The organism is Gemmatimonadota bacterium (genome assembly GCA_026705765.1).
Classification (GTDB): Bacteria; Latescibacterota; UBA2968; order UBA2968; family UBA2968; genus VXRD01.
The window spans coordinates 46,972-64,303 of the sequence record JAPPAB010000042.1 but is presented as its reverse complement, the minus strand read 5'-3'; the positions used below and the strand labels follow the sequence as shown (position 1 = coordinate 64,303).

Sequence of the window (17,332 nt, the reverse complement as noted above, 5' to 3'; positions counted from 1 at the left end):
TGAATACGCTTTTTCAACGCTTTTTTTACTATCTCATAATTTTAAAACAGCTTCTTAGCAGTTTCTGGGAATTATGTTTGCCAAAAAAACCAGCTTTCATGAATGCAACCACCAGGTATCCGCTACCTGTTTTGGAAATAAAGAGATCTGCGATTTCTGTATTCTCGATATGTTCTGAAACAACAGAACGTATCTTGTCGGTAACTATTGGGTCATTCAGAGCTCCACCAGAAAGTTCTATAAACGAATCTTTGATCAGTTTGATCGGTTGATACATCACTAACAGACAGAGTAGTAAGACGGTAAGCGCATCACCAATTTGGGTAAGAAAACCAAATGTTCCGTCTGGAGACGCAAAACCAAACAATATCAGTGCGCCACCTGCACCGGCGGAAAGAAGGCCGTCAATGGTGGATTGTACCGTGTAGGCTCCCAAGATGGTGCTGTTTCCTTTGAGTCTGCGATTTGAATATGCAAAGAGCACTGCTAACCCAAAGCACAAAACCACCATAACAATGGTGTACACAAGGATAACCGAGGTATCGATTATCGGAAATTGTTCCCCTTGAAAATACTTAGTTATTTTGGTCACGTTTCCTGCTACCGCAGCAAGAATCACACCGACAGTAAGCAGTCCGATAAAAAATGAATATGTGGGCTCGTACACAAACTTTCCGAATGGGTACGTTTTACTAGTCCTTTTCTTTATTGAAGAAATCCTGAGACCCAGAAGAGTGGCCAGTACTCCAATGAAAGAAAAGTTGCCATCAAGCAACAGTGCCTCGGCTCCAGAGAGGTAATATGCTAACCATCCGGCTGCGGCCATCATCATGCCGACGACTACCCCGGTGATTATTGCGTTTCGTTCAATTCGATTGTTCATTATTGCCCTTTATTTTTTCTTCTTATTTTAAATCATGCAAAAATATCGGCCATTGCATTTGGTTCGTGCCACTGGCGTTGTTCTGCGATCCACTTGTGCGGCTTAAACGCCCTGGCGACATCTTCGATAGCAGTTTCGAGAATATTGATATTGTTGAGATCCGTCACACCAATACCGAGTTGATTGGCATAATAGAGAAGCCCCTGCTTCGCCGGTTCAAAACCCATAACACTGGTCATAACCGCATCCACAGCGAAAACATCTACACTCGCCGCAGCAACACCCAGATCAACCGAATCCGTCCCCCCGGGACCATTGCCCTGCAAACCCACAGTACCATCGATCACACCGATATCCGGTGCCAGATATTTGGCGAGCCGAATGAGATTGACATTGAGCCGTTTGGACTCATTGGGACGCAAGCGTTCTGGATGCGAGGGAAACCCGTGCATCTTAACGCGATCTACTTTGCGAATCGTTCCCATAATCATATTCTTGAGCGCGAGCGTAACAACTGTAACATCGTGCGTTTTGGCAACCGCCATTGAAATCGTACAGGGACACTCCAGCACGGTCTTGGGCATATACACCTGGTATTCAGTGCGGTCATCGAGAAAAATCGGCACAGTCTCCCAACGGGTCTCAGAATTGAGATCAACAAGTCGGATAGGAACATCGTATTCTTCTATCAAAGCGTGATACTCGAAATTATCAAAAGCCTCTCCCGGAATATCTTCATTACCCCCCTCGGCAATGAGAATCTCATCCGGTGGATTGGGCGTAGTGAGCAAAAAATCAATAGCCCCTCGCATCGCATCGGGATGAGAAGACGCCAGTTGATTTTTAGACGAAAGAAAATTGGGCTTAAGCATCACCTGCTCAGCCAGTTTGGGAATCACATCATCGCGGATGAGATCGAGAGCACCAAACACATTCTGGCGGCGATTTTCGCGGCGGGCAAGACCGACATTAATTCTGGACATAAAAAACTCCTTTTATTGATTGCTGAATCTATCTCTCCCATGGAAACGCAAAAGTGGGCGAATTGACATAGCGTTCTGTTTTAAGTGTAAGACGCGCGCCGCAACCGGGACCAAGGCGAATCGGCATCCACGATGCATCGAGATCAGATGTATTGCCATCGACCTCCGCAGCAGTAATCTGGTGTTCGGCATAAGCACCGCCCTGTACAATGAGATCGCGGTATTCCGTCTGATTGACATTCACAAGTGACAACACAACACGATCCGCAGTCAGCTTTTCCACAAGAGCAGCCACATCCGACGGCAACCCGGGACGGCGATTCTCGGGATCAAAATAACGCACGCGACAATGCAAAGGCTCGCCGTGGCGCGGCGCCAAACCACCCAATTGGAGCTGGATAAGCGCATTCACAGTCGTTGCGGGATTATACGGCAATGGATCGTCGGACAAGCGGGTATCCGTCGAAGACGTATCATTGCGCACATTCTCCATCTTCCCGCGAATCGCGCTCAACGCATTTCGCAAGGTACGCGTGGGATGATCGGGATTATTCCCGCGAAGATAGTCAATCCATAGATCTGCGGAAATATATTGAAGATCGGCATCATCCATCGTCCAATAATACACATCGAGCGCACCCTGGTTAAAAGGCTGGGGGCTATAGCTATACCAGCCATCGTCGCCGTGCATATGCGGATATTGTATTTCCCCCTCGACATCCTTGCTATTGCCATTCACCGCATTGATCATCGTACGCCAGACACGGGGATATTTCTGATCACCCGTCAGAAGCAGGGCATTGCCAAAACCCGCAATGCCGCGGGCTATAGAATTGCGGTTGGCAAGCGCGCCTGTTTGCGGCACAACCACCGTAAATCCCCAGCCATAACAACCGCCATACCACTTGCCATCACACGCGCCACCAATCGCACCATCAAGACCGATATTGGACGGAAGAATACCGTTATTCTCAGCCGCACGACCAGCCCACGCATCCACGTATTCCAGCAACCATGAGCGGTATTTCTCCTCACCAGCCAGCGCGAACGCATTGAGACCCAGCGTAGTAGCTGCCAGATTCAGGGGATGATCGCCAATCACATCGGTATAATCTTCAAAATGCATAAGCATCTCTTCAAAATTGCGCTCACCGTGGCGCGGCGCGGGAAAGCGCCCCTCAACCTCAAAGGGATCCCCTGCCCAATCCAGACCCGTGGCTTTTCGCAACAAAGGTCCCCGACTGCCATTGAAAAGGCTACGGATTACTTTGTACTCGGGATCGTAATTCTTCGCCTGGGGATCTTCATCCATATAAAAACCAGCGTAGCGACGCATGCGATGACCAAAAGTGACCTCATGCGGATCGGACAGCCCTTGCAAATTGAAAATGGTAAGCGATTCCCCGTGATGGAACCAATCGAAACACGCGGGAAATTCCTTGTAATACATCCCATCACGCCCGATAGGCACAACCTCGGTCTTAGCCTCGGAATACTGTTCGATGTGCCCTTCCCACGCCTGCTTGTAAAGATCGAGAATATGCGTTGGCCCGCCCAGCGTATGCACCATCGAATACCCGGTAAGATTTTCTATCGCATCATCTGGCCCATCATTTCCCCCCCACCGTGGAATGCACTTGAGATATCCCCGGACGTCGAAATACCGATGATAAAAAACCTCGCACGCCGTAGCCTGCGCGCGCATCAATTCGCGTTGCAAAAGTGCCCACTCAGGAGGGGCAGCAGGTGACGTAATATGTAAAACAGACATAAAACACTCCTCTTTTTATTTTCAGCCCCAGTCCCCAGCCTCTAACCTTTCTCCCACGCGAGCGAATAATCGCGTTCCTCAGGCCTGGGATGTCCCCCTGGACCATAACTCTCGTTAGATTGCGATTCCTCGGTCAAAGGAATAAATGTAGGGGTTATACCACCGTCTGTCACGTCAAAACGATAGAAGCCCAACGTGGGATCGCCATCGTCCCATCGGTCAGCCGCCTGGGGCATCGCTATACCCGCGCAGCGGTAAAAAGAAATACCCTCAACAACCTGGGGTGGACGGCGGCAGTGAATATGTCCACTCAGAACAATGGACACACCGGATTTCTTAAAAGCCTCAAAAATGCGCTGTCTGTGTGGTGGATCAATCGAAAAATACCAGTCCCTATACTCATCCGCTTTTGTAATATCCCACTTGGGTTCGTCGAGCGTATCCATAAAAAGGGTATAATGCATCGTCACAACGTGATGCGCCGCGCGGGGAAGGGACGGCAACTCACACTCCAGCCAGTGCCACATACGCGCCTCATGGGGCAATCCCGAACCAGCCACAGCCGCATAAAATCCGCTAAATCGCACATTCTTGTGAACAAAGCTCCAGGGAAAATCGCCGAAAAAGGGTACAAACCGATCCAGCTGCTCGGCAGTGACATTCAGGCGGATATCTTCGCGCCCGGTAGCACCATTTTTATCCGTATGCTTGTTGCACGTATCCATATTGCCGGGAATCGCATAATGCGGGTAAGGTAAGGCATCGAGTTCGCGTTTGGCAACTTCATACTCAAAATCGTGGAGCGCTCCATCCCGCGTGAGATCGCCACCTACGAGCATCAGATCAACATCGGTAATACCTTGAATTTGTCGGTAAGCAGTCTGCCAATTGTCCATATTTTGCTTCTTGAAGCGATAGGACCGGGGAGAACCGGGTTGCATATCGCAGATATGGAGAAAAGACCAGGGTTCCATGGTGTCTCCTTTTGCGTCAGGGTTATTGTTCGAGTTCAATTTCCTTGAAAAACCTCAATGTATCTGCCGGTGTATTGGGCGCAACGCCTTCCGGCAGGACGAGAGTGACAGCCCCATCAGAAGTATCGGCAATACCGCTCCGCAAATTCACAGTATGCGCGGCAACTTCCGTGGGCGTAATAAAGTCCCGCGATGGCTTACCTACACTTTTCATAAACGCAGCCCAAATCGGTGCGGCACCACTGCCACCAGTAATCTGTCGTCTGCTCCTCTTCTCAATCAGCCGACGACCGCCCTCACGGTTGTCAAAACCAATCCACACACTCGCGACCAGATCGGGCGTAAACCCCGTAAACCAGGCATCTGTATTGTCATTTGTCGTACCAGTCTTGCCCGCAGCAGCACCCTGAAACCCAAACGCGCGAATCGCACGCCCCGTACCGCGATTGACTACATGCTGCATCAAATTGACCATAATCACCGCATGTTCGGGATCGATAACAAGCATGGGATCTGGCTGATGCTCATAGTGTATTTGACCTGTAGCATCCTCAATCCGCGAGATAAATGTCGGCATCACGCGAAAACCGTAACTCGCAATCGCGCCATAGGCAACAGCCATATCGAGCAACGTGACCTCCTGCGCCCCCAGGGCAATACTCGGATACGGTTTGAGCCCGCTCTGAATACCCAGGCGTTGCGCCAGATCGACAATGCGTTCTGGACCAATATCTATTGCAATTTGCACACTCGTCGCATTTGCCGACTTGACCAGTGCATTCGCCGCAGTGGTAAGCCCCAGATATTTATCTGCAAAATTCTTAGGCGACCAGTCCTCATCGTTCACGCGATAAGTACGCAGCGTATCATTAAAAAGAGAAACTGGTGAAAAAACACCACTCTCAAAAGCCGCCAGATATACAAAAGGCTTAAAACCCGAACCCGGTTGACGCCGCGCCTGCGTGGCCCGGTTGTAATAACTGAGAAAAATATCGCGCCCACCCACCATCGCTTTGACATATCCAGTCCGCGGATCTAAACAGATCAACGCGCCCTGTACATAATCGGCGCGCTGATCAGATGATGCACTGCCATAATCTGAAAACCCCAGACGCGCATCCAGATCTGCCAACCCCCTGGCCACGGCACGCTCGGCAGCCTGTTGCATAGACAAATCGAGCGTCGTGTAAATATTCAAACCACCAAAACTCAGCGCCGACGCCCCCCACAGGCGTGTAACCTCGGCTTTAATCGTCTCCACAAAATACGGAGTCCGATTCTGGGGCATACGTCCAGAAACGAGTTGCAATTCCGAAGCCAGTGCATCCTGGACATCCTCTGAACTAATAAAACCCAACACCTGCATGCGGTTTAAGACAAGCCTGGCACGCGCCAGAACGCGAGATTGGTCTTTGCGAAACGGATTGAGCACACTCGGCGCATTGGGAAGCCCGGCAAGTATTACAGATTCGAGAAGCGTAAGATCCGCGGCGCGCTTGCCAAAATAGGTCTGCGCTGCATCGGCAATACCATAAGCATTGGCACCGTAAAAACTGCCATTGATATAAATCTCGAACAATCGGTCTTTATAGCCCGCACCGTAGTGGCGTTCAAAAAGGGCTTCGAGTTGCGTAGCCAGAAGAATTTCTTTTAGCTTTCGCACATAAAATTTCTCTCGCGTAAGAAAGATATTCTTCACAATCTGCTGTGTAATCGTGCTACCGCCCCGCACCCTGCCCCAGTGTCGGATATTACCCAAAAAAGCACCGACCATACCCTTAACACTATACCCGCGATGATGATAAAAATCCGCATCTTCAATAGATAGTACAGCCTGAACAAAATGCGGATGCACCTCGTCGAGACCAACGCGACCAACGCGCTGATTAACCGTATAGAGCAACTCCCCAGACGCGGCGTAAATATTGATCCCGGACTCCGCCAATAAGCTATCGGGATCATCGGGCAATCTGGGCAATGTTATAATGAGCCAGCATGCCGCGCCCAGCACAATCAGCAAAACATCGGCAATGAGTAAAATGATGAGGAAAAGACCGCGATGTACGATTAATTTCATAGGATATGCCATTACTCCACAATTTCGGAAACAGCACCCGCCTCAATTTCAAAAACAACGGGCACCTGACTTCCCTCGCGGAAAAGTTCACCGCGAAAACGCCCAAGATCGCGATACAGGAAAATTTTTGCGATCTGCCCATTTTGATACGCGTCAATCAGAGCCTCTTTCTCGCGCCGTCTCAAATCGGGAATAACCGCGGCAGCGAGTTCGGAAAAAACAGCAGCCTTGAGCGAATCGGGATCGGTTACGCCCAGCGTGTCTGGCGCAACAGCCTCAATATCGCCGACCTGGGCGTAGAGATAATCGATCTGTCTGCGCACCTCCGCGTGGAAATACACATCCGGCAAATACAATGCCTTGACAATCGCAAGCCCCTGGCGGTAAACGCGCAAACTGGCAATCACATCGCCGAGCGGTCTGGTATTGAGATCAACGCCGGGCAGTGGTATCTTGTAGATCGCGACATAGCCTGGAACACCAGATTCGGGCACACGCGAACCCTCAAAACGACTGTATGTAACAGCATCGGGCAAACCCGCTCGTGGCACAGGCAAAGGATCCGAGGCATCAATAGCTTGTCGGGTTCTCACCTGTGCTTGAATATCTTGCCAGAGCGCACCCGACTGAGGGCGCAGTGCATTGATCGAAAGCAAAAACGCCCCAAGGCGTCGCGCAAACCAATTGGTCTGATATTCGCTCCAGGCAACGCCTGCACCGAGCAAAGCGATGAGAACCAGCGTCACCGCCAACGGCCGCAAATACTGTACTCGCCCCAAAGCCGCGCACGCAGATCTGATCCAGCGCTGAAAACCCGCACAAAAATGAAAAAATGCCGCCTTGATATTTTCGGGAAATCGAATCATGTGAAAACTAAAATGGCACTCGAAAGTCAGCAAGTCAAAGAAAATGTAGCATAGTACAATGTCTTGCTTCAAACCAAAGATGTATTACATTACGTCATACGTGGTTTTAGGAAGGAGAAACTTACTGCTAACAATACCAATTAAGGGTTGAAATCACATCAGTCAGCGGGCGACCACAAGGGTCGCCCCTACTAACAAACAGGAGCCATACCATGATAAAAATAGCAAAGGTCGAAACATGTTTCAAGAGTCCGGGACCGCAGCCAAATGGATTGCAAGCCGCGCCGGATGGCCTGTGGATTATCGACCAGGTAGATCTGAAAATATACAAAGTAGATTGGGAAACGGGCGACGTATTATTTGAAGCGCAAACGGACACAGAGCATTCGAGCGGGATAACAATCGGTGGCGGATATGTGTGGATCGCATCCACATTTGAATTGCAAATAGCAAAACTCGATATAAAAACCGGCAAAACCATTGCAAAATACGATTCTCCCGGCGTTGGCGTCGCATCCTGGCGCGAGGGCATGCCAGGAGCCTCAGAAACCGGCGCACACGGATTGGAATGGCGCAACGGCAAAATTTACATTGCGTCGCCCCCCTCGCAATTTGTACATGTGGTAGATGCCGAAACCTGGACAGAAGAACACGCATTCCGAACACCTGGCCTGCGCAACCACGGCGTGGCCTGGCAAGACGACAAACTATGGGTGGCGGACACATCTGCAGGCACGGTAAACTTACTCGGCACAGCAGATGGCCGCGTGTACGACGTCATCCGCGTAGAAGCACCCGACGAAGTACACGGCATGACCATGCACGACGGCGTCCTGTGGTACTGCGACGCTCACAACTGCGATATCGGCCGGTTAATCGTATAACAAAGAGAGTTCAAAATGACCTCCAAAGACTGCGAAGTTGCGGATATTGAACACATCCTTCTGCACGTCCCATTTCACCCGCGGTGTGCAAAAGTAAAACAAACTCGAGTACCATTTTGGTCACTTGTGGATGTGTGCAAAATAACCACCTCTGCGGGCGTAACCGGATATGGCGAAACCCTGACGCGATATACGTGGGGACAATCCAATGAAAAGCAATTTGCCCGCGTGCGCGGAAAAAACATATTCGATCATTTGTGGGACGACAGCCTGGGCGCGGGCTTGCAAATGGCACTCTTCGACGCAGCGGGCAAAACACTCGGCGTGCCGTGCCACAAACTGATGGGCGTACAATATCGAGACGCGTGCCCCGTATCCTGGTGGTCGCAGGACCGCACCCCCGAAGAATGGGCTATGGAAGCACAGGCAGCAATAGACCAGGGATTCACCACAATGAAAGTAAAGACACGCCCCTGGTTTTACCCCGAAGAACAATTCGAAGCCATAAAAAAATCCGTACCGAATTATTTCAAAATCGATGCGGACTTCAATGGCCTATTGCTCGGTGTAGATCATGCAGCACCCTTGATCCGACGGTTAGAAGACACATATAGCCAACTGGCAATAGTCGAAACGCCAATCCCGCAAAACGACGTAGCGGGCAACGCCTTATTGCGACAAAAAATCGCCAGTCCAATCGCCATGCACTTTGGCAATCCACCCTTTATGACAGCAGTGCGCGAAGGCGTATGCGACGGATTTGTCATAGGGGGTGGCGCGAGTCGCGTAATGAAACAGGGCACCCTCGCCGCCGAAGCCAACATGCCATTCTGGCTACAACTGGTGGGATCGGGATTGACCACCATGTGGGGCGTACATCTGGGCGCAGTATTATCTCACGCGCGCTGGCCCGCGATCCCCTGTGTGAACATCTGGACGCATCCACTCGTCAAAGACTTCAAAGTAGAAGGCGGGCATATTCGCGTACCCAATACACCCGGACTGGGCATTGAACTGGAATGGGACGTCATTGAACGCTATCGCGTCGATCCAGATTTCAAACTCGAAGAAAAGCGACAGATTCACACAATATGCTGGCCCGACGGACGACGAACGCATTATCCAGACGGAAGCTATCGCGAGGACTTTTTGGCGGGCAGACTAACGGGCTTTCTACCCGGCATTCGCCTGGAATTAAAACTGGATGACGGAACGGAAGAATACGACCGAGAATATCGGGAATTATTTGGATAAAGCGAGTAAAAGGAGATTACCATGTCATTTAAACTCGGATATTGTGCATTGCGATGGAGAAATCCAGACCTGGAGCCTGCCCTTGAAGCCCTCAAAAAGTCGGGATGGGATGGCTGGGAATGTCGGTTGCCGCTGGACTGGTTGGGACCAGCGAGTCGAATTCGACAAATATGCGACAATGTGGGATTGCCCATGGCGGTGTACACAGCGCAGGGATCGCCCGAAATATCTGGTTGGGAACACCAGGAACGCAACAAACGGCGAATCGATTTTGCCGCCGAAATGGAAGTGGATTGTTTCATGTACATGAGCGGTCCCAAACCCAAAGACCGGGACATCACCGAAGACGATATCAAACAGGCGGCTGAAGCAGCGGACAATTGGGCTGATTACGCGGCGCAATACAATTTGGAATTGAGTTATCACATCCACACCAATCTGCTGGTAGATTCCAAAGAAGACTGGACGCTGTACATGCAACACCTCGAAAAAGCAAAACTGTGTATCGACGTATCACACGCACAACTCTGGGACTATGACGCCGCGCAATCATTGCGCGACTTTCAACACCAGCTCAATTACGTACATTTACAGGACTGGGCAGATGAAAACATCACGCGGGATGCAGAGGGACGATTTACGCCCCAATGGGTCTCTGTAGGCGTCGGCGAAGCCCTGGACTTTCCCGACCTGGCAAACGTACTTGAAGACACGGGATATAACCGGTGGGTAACAGCCTGTCCCGGCGCGCCGATTTACGAAGGCGAAGACGCGATAGATGAAGCGACCCGAAGTGCCAAAATGTATCAGTATTGTCGCAATGCGGGATATTAACCATGCCGCGCAATACACCAGACAACCCCTTTTATCACCCCATCATCGATTGCGATATTCACAACGAACTGCCCAATTTAGATCCACTGATTCCATACCTGGAAGAACACTGGGTTGCGTACATCAACGAATCGGCATTTGTGGGACCCAATGCAAGTGATTATCCCGCCCGAGCGCCCACATCTGCGCGAAAAGGCACAAAACCGAAAAACGGTCCCCCGGGATCCAATTTTGAATTGCTAAAAAAACAGACACTGGACGCATGGGATGTCGAAATCGGGATCTTAACCTGCGCTTACCGCGTACAAAGCGTACACAACGAAGACCTATCTGCATCGCTTGCAACCGCGGTCAACCAGTGGCAAATCGACGCGTGGTTAAACCGGGATGACCGATTGCGCGCCTCCCTCGTAGTGCCCAGTCAAAACCCGGTACTCGCCGCGCGCGAAATCGAGCGATTCGGCGACCACCCGGGCTTTGTTCAGGTCATCGTGCCGGTTAGATCATATCAACCTTATGGCAAGAGCTTGTACGACCCATTATTTGAAGCAGCCGTAAAACGCGACCTCGCGATCGGGATACACTACGGTGGAGCATCCAGTCTGCCGCCCACACCCGTTGGTTGGCCTTTGACCTACGCCGAAGAAATGGCCGACATGGCGCAAATATTTCAGTCTCAGGTCATGAGTCTGGTTGTGGAAGGCGCGTTTGATCGGTTCCCCGAATTGCGCGTAGCACTCATCGAAGGCGGCTGGACCTGGATGCCCGCATTAATGTGGCGCATAGACAAGGAATGGAAGGGCTTGCGGCGCGATATCCCCTGGGTCAAACGCCCACCGTCGGAATACATCCGCGAACACATTCGGATGACGCTGCAACCCATGGACGCCCCACCCGAAGCCGAATACCTGTTGCAAATTATGGAACACCTGGAATCGGATGACATGCTGATGTTTTCCACAGACTATCCACATTGGCATTTTGACGAGCCAATAGACGCAATCCCCAAAGGCTTATCGGACGCATTACTGGGAAAAATTCTGTACGAAAATGCAAAGACATTCTACAGATTTTAAGACCCCACCAGCATCCACCACAAGGAGCCTCCCCATGAAAGTCCTCGTACTTTTGATCCTCACCTGCCTGATCGCAGCACCGGCATGGACCAGCGAAGTAGATTCCCTCTATCACGCAGCCCTCTCCCGCATGAACGAGATCGAACCCAAAGAAAGCGTGGAAGAATTCAAGCAAGTACTAAAAAAAGACGGCAAACACGCCCCGGCACTTGCACAACTGACTCGCCTCTACATTCGCCTGGACACACCCGAGTTTCGACGCCGCGCAGTAGAAGCCAGTGAAAAGGCCATTAGGAATGAACCGGAAAATCTGCAATATCAGCTCTTGCACGGTGAGGCATTGTGGAACAGGGGGTTTCAGCGCGAAGCAAAGGCGCACTATGAAAAAGTCATAGAAAAATTTCCCAATGCGGCCGTGGCAGCTTATGACGCCGGTCGTCATATATTCGGCGAATACATGATCACGAGAGATCGGATCATTCAGCGGCGAGGTGCAATTCGGACCTTTGCCAAGAACGAATACGACCAGGCCGTGATGCTATTGGAAAAAAGCCTGGAGGTTGATGCGGACTATCAGGACTCCTATTATCTGTTGGGACTGGCGCATCTGGAACACAGAAGAATCCCCGCCATGCAACGGGTGATGCGGCGAATGATGCGAAGATTTCCCGGTGACATCAACGCACAATTGTTCATGGCCTACTCGCATCAGCTTCAGGGAGAGCTTTTAGAAGCGAACAAATTGTATGAAACAGCCATTGCAGCCATGGATCCCGAACAGCGCAAAATGATGGAATCTGTAGATCTCATCGCATCAAAAGAAGACAGTGCGCGCATCGCAAAAGCCATGCAGGTCGGCGACGATGGCGAATGGAAGGACTCTGCGGCACTGACGCAATTCTGGAACAAGAACGATCCGCTATTTTTGACCAATCACAATGAGCGGCGCATGGAGCACTACGGCCGTGTGGCCTATGCCAATTTGCGCTTTAGCGTACCCGCGCGGAATATTGAAGGGTGGAAAACCATCCGCGGCCATACCTATATCAAATACGGAAAATATAATCGTCGTGTAACAGGCGTATATCCCCTGTTTAAGGAGGCGTGGTACTACGACGGATACCACTTCGTCTTTCAAAGTGTGAATGGCGTTGACGGTTGGGGATTTGCAGGCGAAGTGGGCCCCAGCAGCACGGTCGATGTGACACGAGCAGCCAGCAGAGGCTCGTTCGGAAGCAGCCCGAGGAGGTCGAGAAGCTCGAGGCCGAGAAGTTCGATACCGAGGAGCCAAAGAATTCTCGACGAGTATTACGACATACAAAATCGAGCGGCATTTAAGAAAGTGGAAGCGCGATTTGTCGATCCATTCCACAGTCGGAAATACACCCTGCCGCACCAGATCACCGCCTTCCGCTCGGGCAAAAATATGCGCCTGGAAATCGCTTATGCCATTCCCACGAACAAACTAAAAGCAAACGACGACCAGATGATCGTCATGGACGACGGGCTATTTATGTTCGATTACCGGTGGCGAGATATTTATCGCAATGTGCGACCTCTTGGACAAAAAAGACCATCGGGGAGAAATGCACAGCAATATCTATTAAGCCAACGTCCCCTGGAACTTCCCCAGGGCATGTATAATATCGTGGTCGAAGTGGGAGACAGGATCAGCGGCTCCATCGGCACATTCCGCACAGAACGCCTTTTGACAGTATCTGAATCAAGTCTGGACATGAGTGACCTGTTACTCGCCCAAAAAATTGAACTGGTCAATCCCTTTCCCGAAAAGCGAACCGATCTGCGCATTGCCCCCAATCCACTCCGAGCGTATCGCACCGGACAATTGGCATCGGTATATCTGGAAATTTACAACCTGAAAAAAGACGAATTCGGACGCACCCAATATCAGATAGTCTATAGCATCAGCGTACCCGAAAAAGGAGAAGTAGATCCTGCGATGTTCGGTGCCATAGACCTCACAGAGTTGGACGGATTGCTAATTGTATCGCCGCCTGGGCAATCGGCCAAAGGACAAGAAAGTTCGGACAATGCAAAGAGCGGCAATGCACAAACGCGCACAAGGCGAGCGAATTTGAGAGTCCGATACGTACTGGCCGAACGCAATCAGATGGCCGAATCCCTCGAAGAACTGCGCCGAGCCGGACAGCAGAGCAGCACATCGATCAGTTCCGTATATGCCGGCGACAAATCCGACGACTTTACCTTCCTGGAAATCGACCTATCTACAATGCCGCGTGGCATTTACAAACTCGAAGTCGCAATAACGGATTTGAAGGAGAAAAAACAAGTAAAGCGCAACGCCGTGTTCCGAGTTCGCGAGTGAACCACCACTCACCAGCATCCACCACAAGGAGCCTCCCCGTGAAAGTCCTCGTACTTTTGATCCTCACCTGCCTGATCGCAGCACCGGCCTGGTCCAGCGAAGTAGATTCCCTCTATCACGCGGCCCTCTCCCGCATGAATGAGATCGAACCCAAAGAAAGCGTGGAAGAATTCAAGCAAGTGCTCAAGAAAAATGGCAAACACGCCCCGGCACTTGCACAACTGACTCGCCTCTACATTCGCCTGGACACACCCGAGTTTCGACGCCGCGCAGTAGAAGCCAGTGAAAAGGCCATTAGGAATGAACCGGAAAATCTGCAATATCAGCTCTTGCACGGTGAGGCATTGTGGAACAGGGGGTTTCAGCGCGAAGCAAAGGCGCACTATGAAAAAGTCATAGAAAAATTTCCCAATGCGGCCGTGGCAGCTTATGACGCCGGTCGTCATATATTCGGCGAATACATGATCACGAGAGATCGGATCATTCAGCGGCGAGGTGCAATTCGGACCTTTGCCAAGAACGAATACGACCAGGCCGTGATGCTATTGGAAAAAAGCCTGGAGGTTGATGCGGACTATCAGGACTCCTATTATCTGTTGGGACTGGCGCATCTGGAACACAGAAGAATCCCCGCCATGCAACGGGTGATGCGGCGAATGATGCGAAGATTTCCCGGTGACATCAACGCACAATTGTTCATGGCCTACTCGCATCAGCTTCAGGGAGAGCTTTTAGAAGCGAACAAATTGTATGAAACAGCCATTGCAGCCATGGATCCCGAACAGCGCAAAATGATGGAATCTGTAGATCTCATCGCATCAAAAGAAGACAGTGCGCGCATCGCAAAAGCCATGCAGGTCGGCGACGATGGCGAGTGGAAGGACTCTGCGGCACTGACGCAATTCTGGAACAAGAACGACCCGCTATTTCTGACCGATCACAACGAGCGGAGGATGGAGCACTACGGCCGCGTGGCCTATGCCAATTTGCGCTTTAGCGTACCTGCGCGGAACATCGAAGGATGGAAGACCATTCGCGGTCAAACCTACATCAAATACGGAAAATATCAGCGACGCACAACGGGCGTATTCCCCATGTTCAAAGAAACCTGGTATTACGGCGGATACAGATTCACATTTCAAAGTGTGAACGGCGTTGACGGTTGGGGATTTGCAGGCGAAGTGGGACCCAGCAGCACGGTCGATGTCATAGTCGGGGACCCCAACGCCCTGAGAACGCGCAATGTGGATTCAAGACAAGTAGCTCAAACGCTCTTCAGAAAATCTACTAACCCGCAATGGGCGAGTGACAAAATGCGCGAAGAGTATTTTGAAATACAAAACCGCGCGGCATTTAAGAAAAAAGAAGCGCGATTTGTCGATCCATTCCAGAACAGAAAATACTCCATGCCGCACCAGATCACCGCCTTCCGCGCAGGCAAAAATATGCGCGTGGAAATCGCCTATGCCATTCCCACGGGCAAATTAAAAGTAAACGACGACCGGATGATCGTCATGGATGAGGGTTTATTCATGTTCGATTACCGGTGGCGAGACATCTACCGCAATATCCGACCAATTGCGCAAGAAAAACCCAAAGGGGGCAATGCCCCGCAGTACTTGTTGAGCCAACGCCCCATAGAACTTCCCCAGGGCACGTATAATATCGTGGTCGAAGTGGGAGACAGGAACAGCGGCTCCATCGGCACATTTCGCACAGAACGCCTTTTTTCTGTATCCGAATCGCGCCTGGATATGAGCGATCTGCTACTCGCCAAGAAAATTGAACTGGTCAAACCCTTTCCCGAAAAGCGCACAGACCTGCGGATTGCCCCCAATCCTCTCCGCGCGTATCGCAGTGGACAATCGGCATCTGTATATCTGGAAATCTACAACCTGAAAGAAGACGAATTCGGACGCACCCAATATGAAATCACCTACACCATCAGCGTGCCCGAACAAGAGGAAGTCAATCCCGCGATGTTTGGCGCCGTAGCCCTTAAAAAGGTCGGCGGATTGCTAATTGTGCCAACCGCTGAAGAATTGGCGCAACCGGAACCAGAAGATGATCGCTCCAGCAGTGATATACTCGCCGCAGGCGACGCGCTCGACGGTTTAGATAGAGAAACTGCCGAAGGTGAAATGCCAGATCAAGAAGACCTGTCAGGCGATGCCATGACCGGCGGTGAAGAAAATCTCAAAGCCAAAACTGTGGATTTTGAAGTGCAATACATGCCAGCCGAACGCAATCTGATGGCTGAATCCCTCGAAGACCTGCGCCGAGCCGGACAGCAAAGCCGCACATCGATCAGCTCGGTATATGCAGGCGACAAACCCGACGACTTCACCTTCCTGGAAATCGACCTGTCCAAAATGCCGCGCGGCGTCTATAAACTCGAAGTCGCGGTAACGGATCTGCACGAAAAGAAAAATGTCAAACGCAGAGCCATATTCCGCGTACGCAACTAAACGATCACATGAATAACAACACGCTGGCAATAGCGGAACAAAATTTGTCTGCTGTCTCATGTGACAATGTATTGCGCAATCTCGAGACATTCTCGTCGCAACGAGAAGAAGACAATATCGTTCTGGATCTATCGCAATTGGGATTTGTCGATCCCTATGGTATGGGAATGTTGTGTTTGATAGGCCGACACCTGAGTGCCAAATACTGGGATATTACATGCCGACTGCCCGAAAATTCAGACGTCGAGCGCTATTTGACCCGCATGAAAGTATTTGATGCCCTGAAGACTTATGTAACAGTGGCGCGCGTACCGCAAACGGGACGGTCGAGGACACACAACGAAAGTTTGCTGGAAATCACGACCATCGAGCAGAGAAGCGATATCGAGCAAGTTCTAAGCGTAATTGAATCGCGGGTCGGCGCCATCTTGAGCGAAGAACTGCACTATACCGTAAGGGAAATTACGGGATTTAAAAATGTCGTAGCCGAATTGTGTCACAATATCCTGGACCACAGCGGAGACAAAGGGTTTGTGGTTGCACAGCGCTATACCAATCACAGATTGAACAGAAAATTTGCGATCATCGGCGTATGCGACCTGGGCATTGGCATTCGCGAAAGCCTGTCAACGGGACACGATACAGCGCACTGGTCGCACGGACAGGCAATAAAAATGGCGATACAAAAAACCGTCTCGCGAGGCAACACGCGGGGACTGGGTCTATACATCGTGAAACAAATCTGCCAGGAAAACAGCGGGCGTTTACACATTCGTTCGGGAGATGAAAGGGTGTACATTCGAGAAGACGAAATGTGGGTGTACCCATCTGCACGATTCCCCGGCACACAGGTAAGCATCGCGCTATATGAGAAGCAGGCTGATCGCTGATCGCTACATAATCATCTTTTTCAGG

At 50.9% G+C, this 17,332-nt stretch carries 13 protein-coding genes; 7 read left to right on the top strand and 6 right to left on the bottom strand.

Annotated features, from left to right (window positions below; genetic code table 11):
- Positions 1 to 28: 28 nt before the first annotated feature.
- From OXH16_05235 to OXH16_05210, 6 genes are read right to left on the bottom strand one after another with little or no spacing between them, the layout of a single operon-like run.
- Complete coding sequence (locus OXH16_05235) at positions 29 to 883, bottom strand: cation transporter (GenBank protein MCY3680778.1); 855 nt, start codon at positions 881 to 883, stop codon at positions 29 to 31.
- A 32-nt stretch (positions 884 to 915) separates the two neighbouring features.
- On the bottom strand, positions 916 to 1,866 hold the full coding sequence (locus tag OXH16_05230; GenBank protein MCY3680777.1) for a DUF362 domain-containing protein: 951 nt from the start codon (positions 1,864 to 1,866) through the stop codon (positions 916 to 918).
- 28 nt (positions 1,867 to 1,894) lie between these two features.
- On the bottom strand, positions 1,895 to 3,637 hold the full coding sequence (locus tag OXH16_05225) for a hypothetical protein (GenBank protein MCY3680776.1): 1,743 nt from the start codon (positions 3,635 to 3,637) through the stop codon (positions 1,895 to 1,897).
- A gap of 41 nt (positions 3,638 to 3,678) precedes the next feature.
- Positions 3,679 to 4,611, bottom strand: coding sequence for a metallophosphoesterase (locus OXH16_05220; GenBank protein MCY3680775.1), 933 nt, complete (start codon positions 4,609 to 4,611; stop codon positions 3,679 to 3,681).
- Between the two features lie 22 nt (positions 4,612 to 4,633).
- A complete protein-coding gene (locus tag OXH16_05215; GenBank protein MCY3680774.1) occupies positions 4,634 to 6,688 on the bottom strand; it encodes a PBP1A family penicillin-binding protein in 2,055 nt (684 codons plus the stop codon).
- A gap of 11 nt (positions 6,689 to 6,699) precedes the next feature.
- On the bottom strand, positions 6,700 to 7,554 hold the full coding sequence (locus OXH16_05210) for a hypothetical protein (protein MCY3680773.1): 855 nt from the start codon (positions 7,552 to 7,554) through the stop codon (positions 6,700 to 6,702).
- A gap of 212 nt (positions 7,555 to 7,766) precedes the next feature.
- Here OXH16_05210 and OXH16_05205 point away from each other — a divergent pair, with 212 nt between their 5' ends.
- From OXH16_05205 to OXH16_05175, 7 genes are read left to right on the top strand one after another with little or no spacing between them, the layout of a single operon-like run.
- Entirely contained in the window at positions 7,767 to 8,438 is a 672-nt protein-coding gene (locus OXH16_05205) for a hypothetical protein (GenBank protein MCY3680772.1), read from the top strand.
- A 15-nt stretch (positions 8,439 to 8,453) separates the two neighbouring features.
- Positions 8,454 to 9,692 carry an enolase gene (locus OXH16_05200; GenBank protein MCY3680771.1) on the top strand — a complete coding sequence of 413 codons (1,239 nt, stop codon included), beginning with the start codon at positions 8,454 to 8,456 and terminating at the stop codon, positions 9,690 to 9,692.
- A gap of 21 nt (positions 9,693 to 9,713) precedes the next feature.
- On the top strand, positions 9,714 to 10,526 hold the full coding sequence (locus tag OXH16_05195; protein MCY3680770.1) for a sugar phosphate isomerase/epimerase: 813 nt from the start codon (positions 9,714 to 9,716) through the stop codon (positions 10,524 to 10,526).
- Positions 10,527 to 10,528: 2 nt separating this feature from the next.
- On the top strand, positions 10,529 to 11,602 hold the full coding sequence (locus OXH16_05190; protein ID MCY3680769.1) for an amidohydrolase family protein: 1,074 nt from the start codon (positions 10,529 to 10,531) through the stop codon (positions 11,600 to 11,602).
- A gap of 34 nt (positions 11,603 to 11,636) precedes the next feature.
- A complete protein-coding gene (locus OXH16_05185; GenBank protein MCY3680768.1) occupies positions 11,637 to 13,949 on the top strand; it encodes a GWxTD domain-containing protein in 2,313 nt (770 codons plus the stop codon).
- 38 nt (positions 13,950 to 13,987) lie between these two features.
- The gene (locus OXH16_05180) at positions 13,988 to 16,417 is read left to right on the top strand and encodes a GWxTD domain-containing protein (GenBank protein MCY3680767.1); all 2,430 of its coding nucleotides are present in this window, start codon (positions 13,988 to 13,990) and stop codon (positions 16,415 to 16,417) included.
- An 8-nt stretch (positions 16,418 to 16,425) separates the two neighbouring features.
- A complete protein-coding gene (locus OXH16_05175; GenBank protein MCY3680766.1) occupies positions 16,426 to 17,307 on the top strand; it encodes a hypothetical protein in 882 nt (293 codons plus the stop codon).
- The last annotated feature ends 25 nt before the right edge of the window (positions 17,308 to 17,332 follow it).